Below are 22,695 nucleotides of genomic sequence, written 5' to 3' on the forward strand. Positions count from 1 at the left end.
TTATGAAAAAAATAATCCATACCATTTGCCTGATGTTCGCTGTCATAGGCTGTCTGGCACAAAATCAATCCTTAAACAGTGTATTGAAACAAGCCAAAAAAGAAAACAAACTCATTTTTGTTGATTGCTATTTCACTGGCTGCATCCCATGTGCTCAAATGGACGAAAATGTTTTTCCAAACGAGCTGGTTAAAGCCGAAATGAATAAAAATTTCCTGATGCTCAAAGTAGACATCTTTAAGGATAAACTTGGCGATACTTTAAAAGTGCAGCACATTTTAAATGGCTTCCCTACTTTCCTGGTGTTAAACAGTGACGGGAAATTAATCAGCTCATCATCGGGCTATAAAGATCCGGGGAATTTGCTCGCCCTGTTTACCGATGCACGTCAAAAAGCAAATCAACAGCAGTTTTTAGCTGGTTTTTCTACACAGTATGACGAGAAAAAATATCCCTCGTTTTATGTAGAATTCTGTAAAACCCGGAAGGGAATAACTCCAGCTATCTTAGCAACCTATAGCGATACTTTAAAAAACTTTAAAGCCGAAAATGCCTTGTTGCCTTATCTGGTTACCAGATCGGCAGACGAAAAGGCTATTGAAACCATCTTTGCTGATTACAATGGTTTTGTATCGCTTTATGGAGCCGATGTATTGCAGCCTGTGATCGATTATGGCTTAAACCTCAAGTTGGCTAAAGCACTAAAAACAAATTTGAATGATGCTGCTTTTGAAGACTTTTTAGGGGGGCAGAAAAAATATTTCACAGAAAAAACATGGAAAATATGCCTGCAAACTTTGGGAAATAAATACTTCCTGGCGATGAAAAAAGATACCGTAGGTTTTCTGAAATTCGCTATAAAAAATCCTGTTTTATACCAATATCACTTCAATGCGCTTTATAGCACATTATTGGTTAAAAACGGTTTTACTCCGGAAGTGGTGAAGCTCTTTTGTAAATGGGCTGATGCCATTGTTACAGATGATAGTGGTCTTGAGTTTATGAAAACAGCTGCGGCGGTAAATAAACGCGCGCAGGACGAAGCCGCTTATAACAGATTTATGAAAATGGCTGCTACCTATGCCAGTAAGTATAAAATGAAAACAGAATCCGTTAATGAAACCGGTTCTGAATAAATAAGAATTACACCTTGTAGAAGGGGTGCATGTTAAATAGTTAATGATCGAAAAGCTTATCTGGATGGGTAAGCTTTTTGTTTTTGTTCATATAATGGTTACATTAACTTTATTTTGTATTCGGGCTAAAAATCTACTTTTGATCTTTCATCCCATAAAATTATTTTCAATGGAGATGGGACAATCATGATTTTCAGATCAATCATCATAAAACCAAAATATGAAACGAGTATTTATTTCTGCACTAATGTTGTTCATTTTTACTGCCTCATTTGCTCAAAAATTTAACTGGAATAAAAACCAGGTAATTGCCCACCGTGGCGCATGGAAGAAAAATAATTTCCCTCAAAATTCGATAGCCTCTTTAAACGAAGCAGTAAAGTTGGGTTGTTATGGTTCGGAATTCGATGTATGGATGACCGCAGACAATGTTTTGGTCATTAATCACGATCCTGAATTTCAGGGTTTGGTTATCGAAAAAGTAAATTATGCTGATTTATTGACCAAAACGATGAGTAATGGCGAAAAGATCCCAACACTCGAAGCCTATTTATTGGCGGGTAAAAAGCAAAGAACCACTAAACTGATTTTAGAGATCAAACCTTCGTTAATCAGCAAAGACCGGGGAATTGAGGTGACCAATAAATGTGTTGAAATGGTTCAGAAACTCGGGGTAGTGGAGTGGACAGAGTACATCAGTTTCGACTACGATTATTGCAAACGCATTTTAGCATTAATGCCGAAAGCAAAAGTGGCTTATTTAAAAGGTGAAATCAGTGCCGAACAAATGAAAGCCGATAAATTAACCGGTGTTGACTATCATTTTAGCGTTTACCAAAAAGATGGGTGGATCGAAAATGCCCACAAATTAGGATTAACGGTAAACGCCTGGACGGTAAATACAGTTCCCGAAATTCAATGGCTTTTGGCACACCAGGTTGATTACATTACCACCAATGAGCCAGAATTAACTTTCGAAGAACTTAAAAAAACACCAGTTGCAACAGGCTGGAAACTGAAGTGGGCTGATGAATTTAACGATGCCGGATTACCTTTAACAAAAAACTGGAGTTATGATGTTGGCGGAAAGGGTTGGGGCAATAACGAACTTCAATATTATACCGATGCCGACAGTACGAATGCCGTTGTAAAAAAAGGGAATCTGAATATTACTGCTGTAAAAGCAGATAAGGAAAACAACCATTATACTTCGGCCAGATTAGTCACGAAAAATAAATTCGATTTTAAATATGGAAGGGTAGAAGTCCGCGCTATGTTACCCAAAGGCAGAGGCTTATGGCCTGCAATATGGGCTTTACCAACCGATTGGAAATATGGTGGCTGGCCAAAAAGCGGTGAAATTGATATTATGGAACATGTGGGTTATGATCCGGATAGTGTTCATGGAACGGTACATACCGAAAAGTTTAACCATATAATCAAAACGCAGGTTGGGAAGGCTTTAAAGGTTGATCATCCTTATACCGAATATCATATTTATGCGGTAGAATGGTTTGCCGATCGGATCGATTTCTTTATTGATAACCAAAAATACCTCACGTTTAAGAACACCAAAAAAGGATCCGGCGACTGGCCATTCGATCAAAACTTCCACATTATTTTAAATGTAGCCGTAGGTGGCGGTTGGGGTGGACAAAAAGGCGTAGACGAATCTATTTTCCCTGCAACAATGAAGGTGGATTATGTGAGGGTATTTCAGAAGTAATGGAAGAGGAGATAGATGATGGTTTATAGTTTGATCAGTCATGGTGCTTAGTTAAATTGACTAAGGACTTCGGACTAACTTGAGCTATAAATTTAACTGTCAACTGAAAAATGCTAACTGAAAACTATAACTTGCGGTATCTAAGCTATATTGTATAATTTATGGACTCACGTAGAGAATTTCTAAAAAAAGCGGCCTTGTTTGCCGGAGCCACTGGTATGGCCAATACCTTGCCCAGTTCGGTGCTAAAAGCCATGTCGATTAACCCTGAACCGGGTAGTACATTTTACGACGCAGAGCATATCGTTTTCCTGATGCAGGAAAACAGGTCGTTCGACCATATGTTCGGTAAAATGAAAGGTGTTCGCGGATTTAATGATCCCCACCCACACATTCAACCTGATGGAAACAAAGTTTGGTTACAAAAAGATGGTCAGGGATATACCTATGCACCCTTTCATGTCGACATTAACAAAACGAAAATCACCTGGCAAGGTGGTTTACCCCATTCGTGGAATGACCAGGTTGCGGCACGAAATGGTGGCCGTTACGATAAATGGCTGCCCGTTAAAACACCCATGACACTAGCTTATTATGATCGGAATGATATTCCGTTCTATTATGCCATGGCCGATGCTTTTACCATTTGCGATCAGCATTTTTGCTCATCGTTAACCGGAACAACACCAAACAGACTGTTCTTTTTTACAGGAACCGTTCGCGGAGAAAAAAGCGCCAACCGGGTTGCAGTGGTGAATAACGATCAGGCCGAATCGCAAAATAATGTATTCGTAGATTGGCCAACCTTTCAGGAAACATTAGAAGATAATGGTATCGATTGGCGCATTTACCAAAACGAATTGTGGACCTCCAAACTCCCGGAAGGTGAAATAGATGATTGGTTGGGTAATTATGGTGATAATCCGGTTGAGTACATCAGCAGGCACAATGTTAAATTATCGGCCTACTTTAGAAAAAATGGCGATAATACCGTTAAACCAGCATTAACCGCAAAAGAGGTTCAGGAGAAATACGATAAATTATCTCAAAAGGAAAAAAACTTAGTAGATAAAGCATTTACTACGAACATTTCTCAAAAAGATTATCTCGATCTTGAACCGTTTACCTTTAAAAATGACCAGGGTAAGTCTGAAACCATTAATGTGCCTAAGGGCGATATTTTTCACCAGTTTAGAAAAGACGTAGACAGCGGAAAATTACCAACGGTTTCGTGGCTGGTTGCGCCTCAGCGTTTTTCTGATCACACCAGCTCACCATTGTACGGAACCTGGTATGTGAGCGAAGCCCTGGATATCTTAACTAAAAACCCGGAGGTTTGGAAAAAAACAATTTTTGTTTTAACCTACGATGAAAATGATGGTTACTTCGATCATCAGCCCCCTTTCGTAGTGCCAAACCCTGATGATTCAACCAGCGGAAAAGTATCTGAAGGCATAAACTATGCTACCGATTTTGAAGCAAGAAAAGGAAGTCCGATCGGCTTGGGCTATCGGGTTCCATTGGTTATTGCCTCACCGTGGAGCAAGGGTGGTTTTGTAAATTCGCAGGTTTTCGACCATACCTCATCATTAATGTTTATGGAGAAATGGCTGGCTAAAAAAACAGGTAAAGCCATTAAAAGCAATAACATTAGTGATTGGCGAAGAAATATCTGTGGTGATTTAACCTCGGTGTTTAGACCATATAACGGAGAGGAAATTAAATCTCCGGAATCATTAAAACGTGATGTTGTGGTAACCAATATCGGTAATGCTAAAAATAAACCCGCACAGGTTGGGCCTACCGCACTTAATAAAACCGATGTTGCAAAAATAAATAAATTCGAATCCTTTTCTCCTGAAACATCTAACCATGCACCTAAACAGGAAAACGGAACAAAACACGCCTGTGCCTTACCTTATCATTTAATGGTTGATGCCAATCTGGTTAATAATGAAATCGCACTTACTTTTCAATCGGCAAAAACCTTGTTCGGTAGTGAAACAGAAACGGTTGGTGCGCCTTTCAACATGAATACCATTGCCAAATTTAAAGGTGTTGTGGGCAAAACATGGGCTTATGCAGTGAAGGCCGGTGATGTGTTAAAAGACAGCATTAAACTGGATGATTTTGATAACGAGGCTTATGACCTGACAGTAAGTGGTCCTAATGGTTTTTACAGACATTTTGCAGGCAGCAAAAAAAATCCTTCCATTGTGGTAAAAGCATATCCGGAGCAAGGAGGTTTGGTGTCCAAAAAATTAACAGGTACCCTGGTTTTCGCTATAGAGAACAAAGGTGCCGCTTTAGTTACACTCCAAATTGTAGATAATAAATACAAATCGGGGATTAAAACGGTAACAATTAAGCCTAAATCGAGTAGCAATATTTCATTTAATCTGGCTAAAAACGCGAACTGGTACGACTTCAGTATTGTACAGACTGGTAATATTACCTTTAAACACCGTTATGCCGGTAAAATAGAAACCGGAGAAATTACCCAAACCGACCCATACATGGGCAACGCATAAAAAATATCCCCCAAAAAGGGGGATGGCTTTTGAAAGAAATTATGCTTATTTTGTATTACATGTGCAGTAAACTGTCTATAATCAAGATAAATCTCATAGTTTCTTTCATTTTGCTTTTTAGCCTGAAGCTATCGGCCCAAAGCTATAATTTTACCAATTATAGCCTGAAGGATGGCTTGCCTCAATCGCAGGTAATGGTAATTTTTCAGGCAAAAGACAGGACGCTCTGGCTTGGCACTTTCGGCGGGGTAAGTAATTTTGACGGCAGGCAATTTACCTCGTATAGCAAAGCTGATGGATTAGGATCGAACTCCGTAAACTGCATCGCAGAAGATAACCAGGGTCAGGTACTTTTTGGCACCGAAACGGGCATTAGCATTCTGAAGCGCGGAAAAATAAGCACCCTGTTTTCTGGTAAAGGAGTAAGCCATTTGCTTAAAGACAAAGAGGGTGTTATTTGGGGAATAAGTGAACATAAACTTTTCAAAATTGTAAAGGATAAAATTGTTTCTTATTCCATCGCCGATAAAAATATCCATACCATAAACAGCGACAGTTCTGGAAACCTATATGCTGTAGTATCAGGAAGCGGGATTTATCAATTAAAAAATAACAATTGGGCAATCTACCAGGAGTTACCGCCAGCCATCAATACTTTATTGATCCGGAAGATCTTATTTGATAAAACGGTAAAGAACAAAATTTATCTCTTAACCTACCGTAGTGGAATTTATGTACTGGAGAATGGAATAGTTAAACCATTTTTTAAAAAAGCAGGTATTGATACCTATTATTCCATCGCGCAGGATCATCGTGGAAATATGTGGGTAGGTTCTGAAAAGGGGGCTTACTTCATCAATAAAAGCGGGGCAGTCATTAATTTTAACGGAGAAAATGGATTAAGTGATAACCAGGTAAATGAAATATTTAGTGATGCCGAAAATAATATCTGGATATCTTGTTTTAGTGATGGTATTTACAAATATGAAGGCGATGCTTTCATCAGGTACAACAGGTTTAAAGGCAAGAACCTGGCTTATCCAATAAGCGGAATAGCAGCCGATAAAAACGACAACCTCTGGTTTGGCACTTTTAACAAGGGTGTTTTTAAGTACGATGGTAAAGATGTACAAAATGTCGATATCCCCGCTTTTAAGGATAAAAAAATCTACTTCGTTTATGCAGATAGAGCAAAAAACGTTTGGTTTTCTACCTATGGCCAGGGTATTTGGAAATACGACGGACAGAAATTTAGCCAGGTATTAAAGCCAGAGCGATTTGATAACAGCGCGATAGCTGAAGACGAGGAAGGTGGAATCTGGATAAACGGACTCATGTGGACTACTTATTTAAAGGATGGGAAAACCGAACGAATCAGTGGGTTTGATGGCTATTTATCTTGTATTTACCCTTTGACCAAGGATAGCGTATTTCTTGGTACCTCAAATGGCATTACGCTCATCAAAAACAAAAAAATAGATAAAACATTTCACATCAAATCGCTCAGCAATGTTTACGTACTGAGCATTATAAAACATCATGATAATTTAATTTTTGCCACGCTCGGTGATGGGATTATTACCTGGAATTTAAAAACCAAAGCCATTAAGCGCTATGTTGTTGCCGATGGACTAAACTCAAATGATATTTATAGCCTGGCAACCGATAAGAAAAATAATTTGTGGGCCGGAACAGGGCGGGGGATCAACAAACTAACTTTTAACAAACAGCAACAAGGTTATGAAGTGTTTAGAGATCACCCACTAATTGTGGAGTGTAACCAAAATGCCATTATCAATTACAAAAACAGCATATTGGTGGGCACTATAAACGGACTCATTCAATGTAAAACCAATCCGACTACTGAGAACAAAAAGAACCCTTTTATCCATATTCAACAGGTAAGTGTTTTTCATAAAAATGATCGTGCAAAAGATATTTCAATAGACCTAAGCAAAATAGGGCATAAATTTTATAAACTGAACTACAGTCAAAACCACATTTCGATAAGTTTTAAAGGGGTTTATCTCACCAATCCCGAAAGCGTACTTTATCGCTATAAACTGGTTGGAGTAGATAACGATTTCAGTAAACCTGTACCCAATACGGAAATCGAATATTCGGCCATAAGGCCGGGAAGTTATACCTTCCAGGTTTATGCCATTGCAAATGGTCAGCAATCAAATATAGAGCAGTTTAGTTTTACCATTGTGCCGCCATATTATGATACCGTTATATTTAAAATCATCGCGTTTTTGGTGCTTATATTTCTGATCTGGCTTATTTTTTACCTGATTTTTAAAACAAGAGAGCGTAAAAAACACCAGTTCGAGAAGTTAAAGCTAAAAGAACAGGAAAAAATAAGAAAACAAACTGCCGAGGATTTTCATGATGATATTGGCAATAAATTAACCAGGATTAATGTTTTGTCAGAAATTTTGGATAAAAAGGTATCCGGAGCTGAAAAAGAGCAAAAAGAACTGATCCGCTTAATCAGAGAGAATGCCGGCCTTTTGTATACCGGAACTAAAGATATCCTTTGGGCATTAGATCCACATAGCGATAATCTATTTGAAATATTGATGCATATTAAAAATTTTGGTGTAGACCTTTTTCAAAATACAGGCGTTACATTTAAAATGGAAGGGGTGTTAAGTAAATACCAAAAACTACACCTATCGATGGAGTTTAACCGAAACCTCACGTTAATTTTTAAGGAAATGCTGAATAATGTATTAAAGCATGCTAAAGCAAGCCAGGTGTTGATTATGGTTATTGAAACTGATCATGATACGGTAAACATCCTGACAACAGATGACGGAGCGGGTTTTGATATTGAAACGGTACAAAAAGGAAGAGGACTAAACAATATTCAAACACGTTGCAAACGTATAAAATCGACCTTCCAGATTTCATCTGTTAAGGGTAAAGGTACCACTACCACAATTTCTACCAGAATTCCTGTTACAAAATAGCACTAAAAGCGTCTTAATTAAAACCAACCACAAAAATGAGCCAGAATTTACGAATTGTTCTAATCGAAGACGACGATATTTTAAGAATGGGTTATGAATCGTTATTAAGCGATGTAGACGATTTTGTAGTCGTAAATGCTTATGCTTCGTACGATTTGGCCAGGAAACACTTAGAGGCCGATCATCCTGATGTGATTTTGCTTGATATCCAGATGCCTGGTACCAATGGACTGCAGGCTTTGCCTTTTATCAAAAAAACCTTACCTACTGCAAATATTATTATCCTTACTGTTTTCGATTCGCCCGAATTGGTTTTCGAAGCCCTGACCATGGGTGCCGGCGGTTATCTCACTAAAAATTCGAGTGCCTCAAAAATTATAGATGCAGTAAGAGAGGTGAGTACCGGAGGAGGTGCTATGAGTACCAATGTAGCGCGCATTGTTATGCATTCTTTTCAGAAAAACCTCAATTCTCCTTTAACTAAACGCGAAACCGAAATATTAGATCGGATTGCAAACGGGCAAACAAAATCTCAAATCGCCAATGATCTCTTTATCGACCAGGAAACCGTAAGGAGCCATGTGAAAAATATTTACATCAAACTCGATGTAAATTCAAAATCAGAAGCGATTAAAACAGCCAAAGAAAAGCGCTTTATTTAATCTATACCCATTTCCTGCTAAAAAATAATGCGAAAATCACCCTTTTTGGGTGATCCTTTGGGTTCAATTTCAGTTTAATTTTACATCATACAATTAAACAAGGCAATGAACCAATCTGCAAAATTCTTTTATGTGCAAGTAACGCAGCTAAATGATGCAGATGCATTCTATGCCAACTGTTTGGGCATGCCTACAGAATCGACAATGATTTCTGAGCAGGAAAAAGGAATCATGGTAAAGGCAGATCATGAGACCAATATTTTCCTTTCAGAACGGAAGCATCAAAACCAGACCAATAAAATTGTATTAAGCAGTGATGATTGTTTAGAAGATTATTGCAGGCTAAAATCGAGAGGGGTTGTTTTTAAAAATAGACCGGCTTACTTAAGTGAGGGTTTAAGTATCGAATTTTCTGATCCTTATGGTAATCATTTCATCATATTGGAGCAGCGTAACTATAATGAGGATTAATGTTATGAGGTACGTAAAAGAATTAAGCAATAGGAATAAAATTATAAGCGAAAGCACCTGTGAGGCGCTTTACGAGCAGCAGAATGATGCTTATACCATTAAATTTGTTTTTAACGGCACCGAAGACTGCGAAATTAACAAACGTAAGTTTAGCATTTATCCCGATACTTTTGCCGTGGTAAACGCCGGTACAAATTTTAGCAGCAAAATCGATTCAATAAGTCCTGTAAATACATTTTCGGTTTCCTTTGGCGAAAATTTTATTAAAGATTTTCATCATACTTTTTCAAACAGCAACGAAAGTTTACTTGCCGGAAAAGAAGCCCGGGAAACTCCTCCGTTTATCGAATCGCTTTATCCGTTTTCTGGCGATATGCGCTTTAATGTACTGCACTTAAAAAGCCAGCTCGATAAAGGTTTAAAAGACGAAATGCTGATTAATGAGTATCTGTACCATTGCCTTTTAAACTATTATAAAATTTATGATAAAGAGGTGGCTCAGAAATTGGATAAACTCAGCTTTATCAAAACAAAAACCCGCGAAGAGGTTTTAAAAAGATTAACACTGGCTAAAGAATACATTAGTAGTAATTATAATCAAAATATAACATTAGAAAATATTGCCGAACAGGCATGTTTATCGGTTAACCATTTGCTAAGAACCTTTAAAGAAGCATATGAAATTAGCCCATACCAGTTTTTAGTGCATTTAAGATTAAACCGGGCTAAAAAACTATTACAAACCACCACTTATTCCTTAAATGAGATAGTAGGTTTAGTAGGATTTGAATGCCCAAGTTCATTCATCAGGTTATTTAAACACACGTTCAATATTACCCCGCTAAAATATAGAAAGAGTAGGTTGAACTAAAGTATAAATAGTGATTTCTGCATATTTAGAATGTTAGGATGAAACTATTTTTGAAGCTCTTGCAGGACAATTTGTAGAAGTTTTTTCCTGTTTAGGTTAATAATGATTAAAAAGCAAACTGCCAGGATTGGGGTTTGCTTTTTTGCGTTTAAAGCCTCCTTCTGTCCAGAATGGTGATTTTCGCACATTTTTGGATTTTCACAGCGCCTAAATTGCTTATTGATTTGGTTTCGTGCACATCTGCTAAGAACCTACAGAACTAATTAATTACTAACTATTTATTCCCAGACATGAAACAAAAATTACTATTGATTTTAATGGTGACGGTTTTGTCTTATTTAAACGCTTTAGCGCAAAATAGAACAATTACCGGAAAAGTGGTTGATGCGGATGATGGCTTACCATTGCCAGGCGTATCTATAAAAATAAAAGGGACCGCACAACTGACCCAAACCACGGGGCAAGGAACCTTTTCGATTTCGGTACCAGCCAATGCACAGAGTTTAGTGCTAAGCTATGTTGGTTATACCGAGCAGGAAGTAAAAATAACTGGCGAAACGTTAAATATCCGCATGGTTTCCTCTTCTAAAAACCTGCAGGATGTAATTGTGGTAGCCTATGGAACAAGCAAGAAAGAAGCCATTACAGGCTCTGTGGCTACTTTAAACGCTAAGCAATTAGATAACCGGATTATTACGAATGTTACCAATGTGCTGTCGGGCGTTGCGCCGGGCGTGGTAACGACCTCCGGAAACGGCCAGCCAGGCAGTAGTTCGGCCATCCGTATCCGTGGATTTGGTTCTATATCGGCATCGAATAGCCCTCTTTTTGTATTAGATGGTTCTGTTTATGATGGTGAGCTTGGCGACATTAACGCCAACGATATTGAAAGTATTTCTTTGTTAAAAGATGCATCCTCATCAGCACTTTATGGTTCGAGGGCAGCAAATGGCGTGGTGATCATTACTACAAAAAAAGGTAAATCCGGTACACCAACATTAAACGCAACCTATAATCAGGGCTTTTCTAAAAGAGGAATACCCGAGTATGATAGAATAGGTGCTTCAGATTATTACCCCCTAATGTGGCAGGCTTTAAAAAACAGCCTGGTATATCCGGCAACTGGAACTGGTATAAGCGAGTCGGCTGCGGCTACACAAGCTTCCAATACCATTCAGGGGCAATTGATCTATAATCCGTTTAATGTGCCAAACAATCAGATTGTAGGTGTGGATGGCAAATTGAATCCTAATGCACAGTTGCGTTATGATGACTTCGATTGGTTTAAGCAGTCTTCTCGCGTTGGAAAACGTACTGAGTTTAATGTGAACTCGAGTGCTAAAAATGAAAAAACCGACTATTATTTCTCTATGAATTACCTGAAGGATAATGGTTATTTAATTAAGACTGACTTCGAAAGATTTAATGTTCGTGTTAATGCCAATACTCAATTACGACCTTGGTTAAAAACAGGGGTAAACCTGTCGGGAAGTTTGTCGAACGGAAATTTAGCACAGGATGCTTCAACAGGTAGTGCCACGGCTTTTGTGAATGTTTTCAATTTTGCCAGAACTATTGGCCCCATTTATCCAGTACATGCTTATGATGCCAATGGCAATCCGGTTTTAACCGCCACTGGCGAGCAATGGTATGACTACGGAGGACATCCTGGTTCTGTTAACAGACCACAAGGTGCTTTAGCTGGTCGAAATGTAATTTACGAAACTTTGCTAAACGATGTACAGAGTCGTAGGCTTGCCCTTAACGGTAGAGCATATGCCGAGATTAAATTTTTAAAAGATTTTACTTTTAAACCAACCTTTAGTATCGATTTTATTAATGCCTATAGCAGCGAATATCGAAACCCGGTTGTGGGCGATGGCAGTACCGTTGGTGGTTCATCTACCAAGCGGAGCACGCCAACACAGAGTTATACCTTTAACCAGGTTTTATCGTACAGCAAAACATTTGGCAATCATAGTGTAAATGCTTTGGCCGGACATGAAAACTACGATTACGATTGGCGCAGGTTAAGTGCAACCAAACAAAGCCAGATTTTAGATGGAAATACAGAATTCCCGAATTTTGTAACCCCTAGTGATGCCGGAGGATATAAAGATACTTATCGGGTAGAATCTTATTTCGGTAAAGTAGGTTATAACTATTTGGAAAAATACTTTGTAGATGCCTCTATCCGTCGTGATGGTACTTCGCGCTTGTCTTCAGAATCAAGATGGGGAACATTTTTCTCTGCAGGTGCATCGTGGGCAATTAACAAAGAAGATTTCATGAAAAACATCGATTGGATTAGTGATTTACGCCTGAAGGCTTCGTATGGTGAAGTAGGAAATGATAATTTAATTGATGCAAACCTTTTCGAGCACAACAGCCTTTACTACAATTACCAGGCTTTTTACGAGTTAGGCTGGAACAATGGTAGCGAGCCAGGCTTGTTATTGGCCACCGCTGCAACGCCCGAGTTAAAATGGGAATCGGTAAATACTTTTAATACCGGGATAGCCTTTGGTTTGTTTAAAAACCGCCTGAGAGGTGAGATCGAGTATTTTAAACGTGGTTCATCAAATTTATTGTTTGCGGTACCTCAGCCACTGTCTGATCCAATCACTTCTATCCGTCGCAATATTGGTTCTATGTACAATACCGGAATCGATTTGCAATTAAGCGGCGATATTTTAAAATCTGAAAACTTCAACTGGAACATATTAAGTAATTGGTCCTGGTTAAAAAATAAAATCACCAAAATGCCGGCAGAAACGCCAACCGTAACCAGTGGAACGAAAAGACTTGAAGTGGGGCGCGACATTTATGCTTATTATCTGCGCCAATGGGCAGGAGTAGATCCGGCAGATGGTTCGGCTTTATTTGAGCCTAATGCTGGTGTAACAACCAATCTGCGCACGGTAAATGGCCGTGTTTTAACCACCGATATTAATAATGCACGTTCTGATTATTCGGGCACGGCTATTCCAGATTTATATGGGTCGGTTACCAATACGTTTAACTATAAAAACTTTGGTTTATCCTTCCTGATCACTTACCAGATCGGAGGTAAATTCTTTGATCAGAATTACCAGGGCTTGATGGCCACCACCTATGGTTCGGCGCTGCATGTTGATGTATTAAACTCGTGGATGACACCTGGCCAGGTTACCGATATACCACGATTGGATATTGGACGCTCAGCCCAGTTTAATGGGATATCAAGCCGCTGGTTGGTCGATGCCTCTTATATTGCTTTCCGTAACATAAATCTATCCTATACTTTACCACAAAGCTGGATTAAAGGCGCAACATTAAGCAATGTTAGGGTATTTGCAGCAGGCGAAAACCTGGGCTTAATATCTAAACGCAAAGGAATGGATCCGACCGAATCGTTTACGGGTTTAAATACAACTAATTACGTGCCTTCGCGGATGATTAGTTTCGGAATCAATGTTTCACTATAAAAGATACAATCATGAAATATAAAAAATATTTACTTTTTGCAGGTTTCAGTCTATTGAGTATTACGGCCTGTAAAAAAGATTATCTCGATACAAAACCGACAGATCAGGTTGATAATTCAGCGCTGTTTACCTCTGCCGCAAATGCAAAAAATGCATTAAATGGTGTTTACCGCTATATGTTTGAGCGTTCTACCACCGTACCAGATAATGCGCAGCAAAACAAGCCCGGTGTAGGTGGTATTATGCTTTACATGGACTTTATGGGTGAAGATATTGGTATATCCTCATCAAACTGGTATACTTCTGATGGGGGATCGTGGATTAGTCATCGTACCGATAACAGCACCTTGTTAACCTATATGTACCGTACCTATTACCGGATTATCGGAAATGTGAATTACATCATCGATAACATCGATCAGGCCTCTGGCGCAGCAGCTGATAAAAACATCGTTAAAGCAGAAGCCCTAACTTTAAGAGGTTACGCGTATTTTGGTTTAGTACAGCTTTATGGTAAACGCTATGATGCAGCAGCGAAACCAAACAACCAGCTTGGTGTGCCTCTTTTATTGGCCTCAACCGATACCAATAAACCACGGGCAACAGTGGAAAGTGTTTATGCAGCAATTGTTAGCGACTTAGAAACAGCAATTGCACTTAATGCCGCCGCTTCGAATAAAACCCACGCAGGTGCTACGGTAGCAAAAGGCATTAGAGCAAGGGTAGCCCTGGTGATGCAGGATTATCCAAACGCCATTAAATATGCTAAAGACATTGTAGATGCCAACCAATACCCGCTATTGTCGGTTACCGATTATCAGGCGGGCTTTAATAACGCGGCTTTAGGCGAATTTATATGGGCTTCTATGCCAACATTAGATCAGGGTGATACATTCGGGTCATATTTTGCGCAGATTGCTTACAATGCAAATACAAGCTTTATGCGTGGAAATCCAAAAAGGATTAATTCGGCATTATACGATCAGATATCAGCTACTGACGTTCGGAAAAAGATGTGGGAACCTGTGCCAACTACAGTAAATTTCCCATTGCCTGCTACAAATTTTGCCCGTCAACCTTATATGAGCCGCAAGTTTTCGGTTAAAGAAGTAGGCGGCCCGTCTTTAGGCGATGTGCCTTTAATGCGGACTTCAGAAATGTACCTGATTTTAGCCGAAGCTTATGCAAAAACGCCTGGAAGCGAGGCTGCGGCCAGAACGGTTTTATTTAACCTGGTTAAACAGAGAGACCCGGCTGCGGTAATCTCGGTAAATACAGGACAGGCCTTAATCAATGAGATTCTTTTTAACAGAAGAATTGAGCTTTGGGGAGAAGGCCACAGGTGGTTAGATTTAAAACGCTTAAACCTGCCGCTGGATAGAACGGTTGTTCCAAACTATGTTTCGGCTTCTGTTGCAGGAACCTTAACCATACCTGCCGGAGATGTTAAATGGCAGTTTTTAATCCCACGGGCAGAAATGGAAGCGAATTCTGGCCTGGCCGGACAGCAAAATCCGTAATCATTTAAAGCCCCGAAGAGAGGTTATGTTATCGTTTAATTAAGCAAATGATAACATAACCTTTTCTTTTTATCACATTTTAGTTACCTCAGCATTACGGTGTTATCGGCATATTATTTTTCTTTATTCCAGCCGATATTTAATAAAAAAACACAGATAGTTATGAGACTAAAAGCTTTGGTGATTTTATTACTAGGTATTACAATCACAAATAATGTTTTTGCAGCTGAAAAACCAACTGCAAGCCATAAATCAGTTATCAATTATTATATGGACAGCTATATGAACTCTGATTATAAAAAGTTAAAAGCTGTTTTAAGTGAGGATGCTGTTTTTACTTCGAATAGAGATGTAAGGGTAATTAAACATAAAGCGAGTGATGTGTTAAACCAGATGAAGAAAAATGAAGGCGTCATTCAGCGCGATTGTAATATCAGTTCTACTATTGTTTCTGAAACCGATGCCCTGGTAATTGCACGTGTAGATATTAATTACGAATTATTTGATGGCGCACAACAAAACTTTGTCATCATGGAAAAAGATAAAGAAGGCGAATGGAAAATTACTCAGGTATATAAAGTGTTTATCAGCAGCGAAAGCGAAGCTAAAAAGCTGGTTTCAAATTAGCATTAATTCCCTAAGTTCCATTAAGAACAAAACGATTTAAAACAAAAAAAGTCCCGGCCATAACCGGGACTTTATATTTTTCTTTCTTTTCGACTTAAAAATGAATGGGTAATTCTACCTGCGTTCTGTCCCAGCCAATAACCAGATTCGCACCTCCGGTAATTTCGGTAAAGGTTAACGAGAAATATTCGATCGGTTTAGCCAGGGTTTTAACCGGAACATTTACACGAACAATATCTTTAGCCTGATTGTAAGTAAAAGCGCCCCATTTATCCGTTTCGCTATTTACAATAATGGTCCAGGAATCTTTGTTTGGGATAGCGAATAAGCTATACGTGCCTGCTTTGATTTTCTTGCCGCCGATGTTTACTTTTTTGAAGAAACGAACTTCTGTACTTTCGTTGGCACCAAAACGCCAAACGGTTCCGTATTGTTCTAAAACGCCAAAAATATCACGTCCTTTTTTCTGTGGGCGCGAATAAACAATCTTTATCACCGGTTTTGTTAGATCTCCAGCTTTTGCCTTTGGGGCATTAAGCGGAAAATAAACAATATCTGCAGGGCTTGGGTCTGCAACAGGAAATTTTACTTCAGCAGTAGGGGCTTGTTGGGCCTTTGCGCTAAAACAAATAAGAGCGAAAACAACAATGAAGATATTTTTCATTTGTAGGTTTTTGTTTTCAGTAGCGATGAGCAATCATGATTTTACAGCTTCTCGTAAAATCATAATGGCCTCATTTGCTGTGGGATTAATTTTTAATCCTTAAAAGGATCTAATGGTAATAAAAGGGCTAAAAACTAGTATTTTCTTCCTTTTACGATAGCGTTTAAGAATAAACCTGCTGTTAGCAGACCTAAAACACCACCTAACAAAGCGAAAATATAGTTTTGCGTAATGATTGCTCCAGTTAAAACTCCGAAGAATAAACCTAAAGCATAATATAACCAGTTGAAATTATTGCTGCTGTTCTCTTGTACACTCATGTTTTTTGTTATTTGGAGGCAAAGTTAATATTTATTTTAAATTTTAATTTGTCATTATGCCCAATATTCTAATTAATTATCAATTCTAGCCAATTTATAATCAGCCTTTTTCAGATAAGTAATCAATTCGGCCAGCCTGTTATAAAATTTATCAGTTCTTCGGGCATCAGTACCGATGTGCAGCAATAAGATAAAACCATTTAAACCATTGGGCTTGGTTTCGTTAAAAGTAGTAATCGATCTGTATATCTCATCACTCGATCGATAACTTTTTCCCATTTCGGGATAAGTGTAATCGGCGTTGGATCGTGTGCCCGGAGTAAAATTAATCAGTTGCAGATCCTGTGCTTTGGTCCAGTCGGCGATGGTTTGGTTATACCATTCGTAGGGGGGCAAAAAATAACCCGCTGCTTCTTTGTTAATCCCAAAATTTGCCATTGCCTGATAATTGTTGTTTAAATCGGTTTCAAAACCTGTTTGGGTCACCAGGAGACTGTCGCGTTTATTCCAGTCGCAGTACAATAAATGCTGGTCAGAATGTGGGCCAAGGTAATGGCCATCATTCTTTAGTTTTTTAATCAATGAATGAAAATTTGGATTCCGATAAAAATTTCCGGTAAGAAAAAATGACGCTTTAACTTTCTCTTGCGCCAGCACTTTGCTTATTGTTTCAGCGCCATCCGCATATTCGTCGCCTGTAAAAACCAGGTAGATTTTCTTTTGGGTAGAATCGCCCCGGATGTTGGCGCCGTAGCTGTAAGTTTTATGGTCGGCCAGGGGATGAGCATGTGCTTCTTTTGCTGCCAGTAAATAGATTAACGATGCGGTTCCATCCATTGTGGGTTCGTTGGTGCTATAATCGCCATAATCATCATGGTAAACAGCCAGATCGCTCTGAAAGTCAGCATATTCATCACTATCATTGAGTTTGATCCCGATTAAACCTTTATAAATATTGGTGTAAACGGGTCCGTCAACCAATCCGCCGTTTATGGGATAATTCTTTAAATGGGTAAAGGCCGAGTGCGGATCTGCTGGTGTATCTCCCCATTGAGGCAAGCCGTAAACCATACTCGTTCCCCATGGATTACACCCAAAAAGCCAGTCGAAATTGGCTTGTTCAAGCTCGGAATAACTTTTATCGCCACTTAAGGTTGCATACCAATGGCATTGTATGGCGAAAGAAACGGTTAAATTGTTGCTGCACCAGATAAAAGGAACACCACGGTAAAAAGCGTTGTTTTTTGCGCGGTTCCAAACTTGCTTTATTCCTTCCTGATAATAATTAATAGCTGTTCTGTCTTTTAAATCTTGCCTGGCAATTTCGTAGTGACCAAGGTTGATGAATGGATAATATTGATAATGCGCTGCGGTGTCTTTTTGTAGCCAGGGTGTGGTGCTTTCTTGCCGGGCATAGTTTAAGGCCAGTTTTATTTTCTTTTGATCGGGTTTTTCTCTTCCGAAATTGAATGAGGTTTCGGCCAGTTCCATATCGTCAACCCAATTGTCTTCAGCATAAATGTATGGCGACTTTACGGATGCAGTTTGTGTTACCCCAGGTTTTTGTAATGCAAATGTATAGGCCGTTTTGGCTTTTTTGGCAAGGGTTTGGGCGTAAGCACGATCACGCCCTTTAAATAAAACCGAGCCCAAATTAAAAGCACTTGTAAATTTAGCGGCTGTAGAAGATGTTCCGGTGGTGTTATTCATAAACTTACCGCGTTGCTGCGGTTCGCCGGTAATAAAATAGAGTGGGCGCTCAAAACCTTTTCCATATTGACTGTCTTCTTTCGGAATCCGCATGCTGATATGATCGCGGTCATCGGCCAGTTGGTTAAACATGATGTTTTTCAGGGGATGCATTTTCAGCAACCAATCCAAACCCCATTTTGCTTCGTCCAGCACATCAGCAATTCCGTTTTTTCCGTCTAAACCATTGGCCAGCTGCCGATCGTTAAAGACTTTGGGAAAATCGCGATAAGCCATTAATAAATGATAGGTCGCATTGGCAGAGGTGGTTGAATACTGCAGGTAATCACTTGCATCGTGCCAGCCACCGGAAGCATCAATATGTGTACTGTCTTTAAGGCCAGCCTTGGCGCCATATAAAACAAAGCCGTCATGCGTATGGCAGCTATCTTTCAGGTAGGGATTAAAACCGCTTCGTTGCTGGCGCATATATTGTAAACAAAAATCTGCGGCACCCTCATAAACGTTATTATTAATGAGCAATAGGGGAGAAAGAATACCATTTGCCCTAAGGTAAAAACGCCCTTTACTTTTAAAATCACTGAAATTTAATCGGGCAGTTTGGCTAAAAGGACCATAATGGCCAAAACTTTTAATATTGGTTGAGGTATAAACCACCTGGTTGGTCTCTTTTGTGATGATCTCAAATTTGGCAGGTAGCTCACCCGTTTTGCTTGCCCACACGGCAACTTTAGTGCTTTCAGTGGGGTAACCCAGCAAATTAATCCTGATCCAGCTTTGTTGAAATTTTCGCTGGACAGCCATAAATGAACATAATAAGCATAAGACAAACGAGAAGGTTAAGGCCAGGAAGAACTTATTTTTCATTATGATAGATGATTATTTCATTTAAAATTAGGGTTTTATCAAGATAATGTAAAAGAAGTAGGTAAACATTTGGAAATTAATCAATCGTTTGATTAATTTTGTGTCGTCAAAAAAGAAATGAAAACAGAAAAAGTAGATAAAAGACAGGCCATTCTTGAGGCAGCAGAAAAGCTGTTCTGCGAGACCGGGTATGAGGGAACTTCTACCCGCCAGATTGCTAAAGAATCTGGAGCGAATATGGCGATGATAAATTATTATTTCGGTTCTAAAGAAGGGGTTTTTGTAGAGATCATGAACGAGCGTATTGCAAGCTTTGCCTCTCAGTTAAAAATCATCAATGAGGATAAGATTTCGGCATTGGAAAAATTGCACAGGGTGATAGAAGGATACGTAAACAGAATCCTGAATAACACGGCATTCCATAAAATGATGCACCGGGAACTTTCTTTAACCCAAAGGCCTGAAATGTACGATAAGATTAAAGATGCCATGAGTCATAATATGCAGCTGATCGATCGCATTATTACCGGTGGAATTGAAGATGGTAGTTTTAACAAAGTAGATGTACGGATGGTAATTGCGACGATTATGGGTACCATTACCAATATCGTTATTGCGCCTAATAAGGTAATGCCTTGTTCTAACTTCGATCTGAACAATCCGAAAGACAAAAAAATTATCAGAGACCGGGCAATCGCTCACTTACAAGATCTAACAACCGTTTATTTAACAACAAAAAAATGATCCCAAAATCAATTAGATTAATGCTTGTGGCATCATTAATTCCTGCAGCCTTATTTGCACAAAGTGCGAAGGAATTAAATATCAATCAGGCAATAGAACTCGGCATAGCCAATAGTAAAAACTTAAAACTTTCCCAAAATAAAATCGATCAGGCGGTAGCGCAGCTTGAAGTTGTAAAAGACAATGTTTTGCCAACAGCAAATGCAAGTTTTATGTACAACCACGCTGAAATACCCACCACTACTTTTACATTACCAGGTAGCGAGTCTTCTTTCCACCTGCCTAAAAGAGCCGATGCTTTCGTCGGAACTGCAGCAGTGCAGGAATTGGTGTACGGTGGTGGTAAATTAAGATACGCAAAAGAATCGACAAAGTTATTGGCTGATGTGGCACGTTTAGATGCCGATAAAAGCAAGGAAGAAATCACTTATGCAGTAATCAATACCTATTATGCTTTGTACAAAGTGTTGCAGAGCAGAAAAGTGGTTGATCAGAATTTAGAATCAATTGCTGCACAGATTAAACAGGCACAACGTTTCTTCGAACAAGGCATTGTAACCAAAAACGATGTGTTGCGTTTCCAATTGCAACAGGCAAATGTTACGCTAACACAAATGGATATCGAGAGTAACCGTAAAGTGATCAACTACAATTTAGATATCCTTTTGGGTTTACCAGAAGATACCGAAGTTAAAATTGTTGATCCAACCGCTGGCTTAAAAACGCCGGGCTCATTAAACGAATACATTGGTCAGGCAATGGCTAACCGCCAGGAGTTAAAACAACTTGATGTGCAAAACAAAGTTGCCGATTTTAACATTAAAACCATTAAAGCAAATATGCTGCCTACCGTTGGTGTTGGTGCTAACTTATATTACATTAACCCAAGTGGCAATTTTATCCCGCCAACAAACCAATATTTAATGCCTGTTACATTAGGTGCAACCGTTTCCTGGAATTTCGGCAACCTTTGGACAAACAAAAACAAGGTAAGTGAAGCGAAAATTCAGCAAAGTGCGATTACCATTCAGAAAGATATCTTATCTGATCAGGTAAAAACAGATATCAACAAAAACTTCCAGGGTTACCAGGTGGCGATGAACAAAATCCAGGTATTGGAAACTTCAATTGCCCAGGCGACCGAAAACGATAAGTTATTGGCATCTAAATACAAAAACAATGTGGCTTCGGTTACCGATCGTATCGATGCAGAAACTTTATTGTACCAGGCAAAAATAAACTTAGAGATAGCTAAAGCAGACGCAGGTTTGGCTTACTATACCCTACTAAAATCAACAGGAAAAATAACGCAATAAATACAGCAATGACAACTGAAAAGAAAAAAAAGAACATAGTAGTACCCATCATTTTAGGCGTTTTACTAGTAATAGGCATAATCTTCGGGATTACAGAATGGAATTATTATAGCAAACACGTAGATACGGATGATGCGCAGATTGATGGTGATATCAGTCCGGTTGTTGCACGTGTTGGCGGTTATGTAAAGGATATCAGTTTTGAAGAAAATACACACGTCACTGAAGGACAGATTTTAGTGAAACTTGATGACAACGATTATAAAGTTAAATTAGAACAGGCACAATCTGGTCAGAAAGGGGCAAGCGCAGGTGTTGGTGTGGCTGAATCGCAAATTGTGGCTACCCAGGCCAATACAGGTACTGCAAAAGCGAACGTTGATGCCGCAAAATCAAATGTTCAGGCTGCAAATGTTAAAGTAAATTTAGCGCAGAAAGATTATAACCGTTATGAAAACCTGGTGAAAGACGGTTCGATCACACAACAGGCTTTCGATCAGGCTAAAGCAAATAAGGAGTCTGCAGAAGCAGCAAGACAATCTGCCCTGGCAGCATACCGCGCAGCGCAAGATCAATACAATGCTGCGGTTAAACAGGTTGGTACTACGCAATCGCAGTTAGCGGTGAGCAGCAATGTAATCAGCCAGCGTCAAAGCGATATCGATTTTGCAAAGCTTCAATTATCCTATACCGATATCAAAGCCCCTGCAACCGGTATTGTATCTAAAAAGAATGTTCAAAAAGGACAATTGGTTCAGGCTGGTCAATCTTTATTCTCTATCGTGAATGACGGAAGCATTTATGTAACCGCAAACTTTAAAGAAACACAGTTAGAGAAAATTAAAGAAGGTTCTAAAGTTGAGATCGAGGTTGATGCTTATCCAGACGAAAAAATCCATGGTGAAGTATATAATTTCTCGCCAATTACTGGTGCAAAAGGATCTTTATTACCTCCTGATAATGCGACCGGTAACTTTGTTAAAGTTGTTCAACGCGTTCCGGTAAAAATCAAAATCCATCCATCAAAAGAACTGTTGGCTAAGTTGCGCCCAGGAATGAGCGTTAAAGCATCAGTATCTACTAAATAA

Annotated in this window: 16 protein-coding genes; 13 read left to right on the top strand and 3 right to left on the bottom strand. The window is 39.1% G+C overall.

All coding sequences use genetic code 11. From position 1 onward, the window contains the following. Window positions 1-2 precede the first annotated feature (2 nt). The 10 genes from AC04QZ_RS10395 to AC04QZ_RS10440 all read left to right on the top strand — a co-directional run bounded on the left by AC04QZ_RS10395 (window position 3) and on the right by AC04QZ_RS10440 (window position 15,986). Window positions 3-1,136: a thioredoxin family protein gene (locus AC04QZ_RS10395; protein WP_478357714.1), complete on the top strand. Its 1,134-nt coding sequence runs from the start codon at window positions 3-5 to the stop codon at window positions 1,134-1,136. 220 nt (window positions 1,137-1,356) lie between these two features. Then, complete coding sequence (locus AC04QZ_RS10400; RefSeq protein ID WP_478357715.1) at window positions 1,357-2,862, top strand: glycerophosphodiester phosphodiesterase family protein; 1,506 nt, start codon at window positions 1,357-1,359, stop codon at window positions 2,860-2,862. Window positions 2,863-3,023: 161 nt separating this feature from the next. After that, the gene (locus tag AC04QZ_RS10405; RefSeq protein ID WP_478357716.1) at window positions 3,024-5,393 is read left to right on the top strand and encodes a phosphocholine-specific phospholipase C; all 2,370 of its coding nucleotides are present in this window, start codon (window positions 3,024-3,026) and stop codon (window positions 5,391-5,393) included. Between the two features lie 110 nt (window positions 5,394-5,503). Beyond that, on the top strand, window positions 5,504-8,368 hold the full coding sequence (locus AC04QZ_RS10410; protein ID WP_478357717.1) for a ligand-binding sensor domain-containing protein: 2,865 nt from the start codon (window positions 5,504-5,506) through the stop codon (window positions 8,366-8,368). Window positions 8,369-8,403: 35 nt separating this feature from the next. Beyond that, window positions 8,404-9,030, top strand: coding sequence for a response regulator (locus tag AC04QZ_RS10415; protein ID WP_086548493.1), 627 nt, complete (start codon window positions 8,404-8,406; stop codon window positions 9,028-9,030). A 105-nt stretch (window positions 9,031-9,135) separates the two neighbouring features. Beyond that, on the top strand, window positions 9,136-9,501 hold the full coding sequence (locus tag AC04QZ_RS10420; protein ID WP_086548494.1) for a VOC family protein: 366 nt from the start codon (window positions 9,136-9,138) through the stop codon (window positions 9,499-9,501). A gap of 4 nt (window positions 9,502-9,505) precedes the next feature. Next, window positions 9,506-10,372 carry a helix-turn-helix transcriptional regulator gene (locus tag AC04QZ_RS10425; protein WP_478357718.1) on the top strand — a complete coding sequence of 289 codons (867 nt, stop codon included), beginning with the start codon at window positions 9,506-9,508 and terminating at the stop codon, window positions 10,370-10,372. 290 nt (window positions 10,373-10,662) lie between these two features. Further along, on the top strand, window positions 10,663-13,839 hold the full coding sequence (locus AC04QZ_RS10430; RefSeq protein ID WP_478357719.1) for a SusC/RagA family TonB-linked outer membrane protein: 3,177 nt from the start codon (window positions 10,663-10,665) through the stop codon (window positions 13,837-13,839). Window positions 13,840-13,850: 11 nt separating this feature from the next. Then, window positions 13,851-15,359, top strand: coding sequence for a RagB/SusD family nutrient uptake outer membrane protein (locus AC04QZ_RS10435; RefSeq protein ID WP_478357720.1), 1,509 nt, complete (start codon window positions 13,851-13,853; stop codon window positions 15,357-15,359). Between the two features lie 162 nt (window positions 15,360-15,521). Then, window positions 15,522-15,986: a nuclear transport factor 2 family protein gene (locus AC04QZ_RS10440; RefSeq protein ID WP_145954291.1), complete on the top strand. Its 465-nt coding sequence runs from the start codon at window positions 15,522-15,524 to the stop codon at window positions 15,984-15,986. 94 nt (window positions 15,987-16,080) lie between these two features. Here the strand turns inward: AC04QZ_RS10440 and AC04QZ_RS10445 are convergent, their stop codons facing one another. From AC04QZ_RS10445 to AC04QZ_RS10455, 3 genes are all read right to left on the bottom strand, one after another. Next, window positions 16,081-16,650, bottom strand: a complete 570-nt coding sequence (locus AC04QZ_RS10445) for a DUF2911 domain-containing protein (RefSeq protein WP_086549466.1) — start codon at window positions 16,648-16,650, stop codon at window positions 16,081-16,083. A gap of 134 nt (window positions 16,651-16,784) precedes the next feature. Beyond that, window positions 16,785-16,970, bottom strand: a complete 186-nt coding sequence (locus AC04QZ_RS10450; RefSeq protein ID WP_025141696.1) for a hypothetical protein — start codon at window positions 16,968-16,970, stop codon at window positions 16,785-16,787. Window positions 16,971-17,042: 72 nt separating this feature from the next. Continuing rightward, a complete protein-coding gene (locus tag AC04QZ_RS10455) occupies window positions 17,043-19,484 on the bottom strand; it encodes a bifunctional glycoside hydrolase family 9 protein/polysaccharide deacetylase (protein ID WP_478357721.1) in 2,442 nt (813 codons plus the stop codon). A gap of 180 nt (window positions 19,485-19,664) precedes the next feature. Here AC04QZ_RS10455 and AC04QZ_RS10460 point away from each other — a divergent pair, with 180 nt between their 5' ends. From AC04QZ_RS10460 to AC04QZ_RS10470, 3 genes are read left to right on the top strand one after another with little or no spacing between them, the layout of a single operon-like run. Continuing rightward, window positions 19,665-20,291, top strand: coding sequence for a TetR/AcrR family transcriptional regulator (locus tag AC04QZ_RS10460; RefSeq protein WP_086548500.1), 627 nt, complete (start codon window positions 19,665-19,667; stop codon window positions 20,289-20,291). Next, window positions 20,288-21,607, top strand: a complete 1,320-nt coding sequence (locus AC04QZ_RS10465) for a TolC family protein (protein ID WP_478357722.1) — start codon at window positions 20,288-20,290, stop codon at window positions 21,605-21,607. Before AC04QZ_RS10460 ends, AC04QZ_RS10465 begins: the two co-directional genes overlap by 4 nt. An 8-nt stretch (window positions 21,608-21,615) precedes the next feature. Continuing rightward, window positions 21,616-22,695: an HlyD family secretion protein gene (locus AC04QZ_RS10470; RefSeq protein WP_478357723.1), complete on the top strand. Its 1,080-nt coding sequence runs from the start codon at window positions 21,616-21,618 to the stop codon at window positions 22,693-22,695.

Source organism: Pedobacter folensis (assembly GCF_056490665.1).

Bases quoted from the DNA above. Each gene is read 5' to 3' on its own strand.
- AC04QZ_RS10395 (WP_478357714.1), top strand. From the start codon at position 3: ATGAAAAAAATAATCCATACCATTTGCCTGATGTTCGCTGTCATAGGC.
- AC04QZ_RS10400 (WP_478357715.1), top strand. From the start codon at position 1,357: ATGAAACGAGTATTTATTTCTGCACTAATGTTGTTCATTTTTACTGCC.
- AC04QZ_RS10405 (WP_478357716.1), top strand. From the start codon at position 3,024: ATGGACTCACGTAGAGAATTTCTAAAAAAAGCGGCCTTGTTTGCCGGA.
- AC04QZ_RS10415 (WP_086548493.1), top strand. From the start codon at position 8,404: ATGAGCCAGAATTTACGAATTGTTCTAATCGAAGACGACGATATTTTA.
- AC04QZ_RS10420 (WP_086548494.1), top strand. From the start codon at position 9,136: ATGAACCAATCTGCAAAATTCTTTTATGTGCAAGTAACGCAGCTAAAT.
- AC04QZ_RS10425 (WP_478357718.1), top strand. From the start codon at position 9,506: ATGAGGTACGTAAAAGAATTAAGCAATAGGAATAAAATTATAAGCGAA.
- AC04QZ_RS10430 (WP_478357719.1), top strand. From the start codon at position 10,663: ATGAAACAAAAATTACTATTGATTTTAATGGTGACGGTTTTGTCTTAT.
- AC04QZ_RS10435 (WP_478357720.1), top strand. From the start codon at position 13,851: ATGAAATATAAAAAATATTTACTTTTTGCAGGTTTCAGTCTATTGAGT.
- AC04QZ_RS10440 (WP_145954291.1), top strand. From the start codon at position 15,522: ATGAGACTAAAAGCTTTGGTGATTTTATTACTAGGTATTACAATCACA.
- AC04QZ_RS10445 (WP_086549466.1), bottom strand. From the start codon at position 16,650: ATGAAAAATATCTTCATTGTTGTTTTCGCTCTTATTTGTTTTAGCGCA.
- AC04QZ_RS10450 (WP_025141696.1), bottom strand. From the start codon at position 16,970: ATGAGTGTACAAGAGAACAGCAGCAATAATTTCAACTGGTTATATTAT.
- AC04QZ_RS10455 (WP_478357721.1), bottom strand. From the start codon at position 19,484: ATGGCTGTCCAGCGAAAATTTCAACAAAGCTGGATCAGGATTAATTTG.
- AC04QZ_RS10460 (WP_086548500.1), top strand. From the start codon at position 19,665: ATGAAAACAGAAAAAGTAGATAAAAGACAGGCCATTCTTGAGGCAGCA.
- AC04QZ_RS10465 (WP_478357722.1), top strand. From the start codon at position 20,288: ATGATCCCAAAATCAATTAGATTAATGCTTGTGGCATCATTAATTCCT.
- AC04QZ_RS10470 (WP_478357723.1), top strand. From the start codon at position 21,616: ATGACAACTGAAAAGAAAAAAAAGAACATAGTAGTACCCATCATTTTA.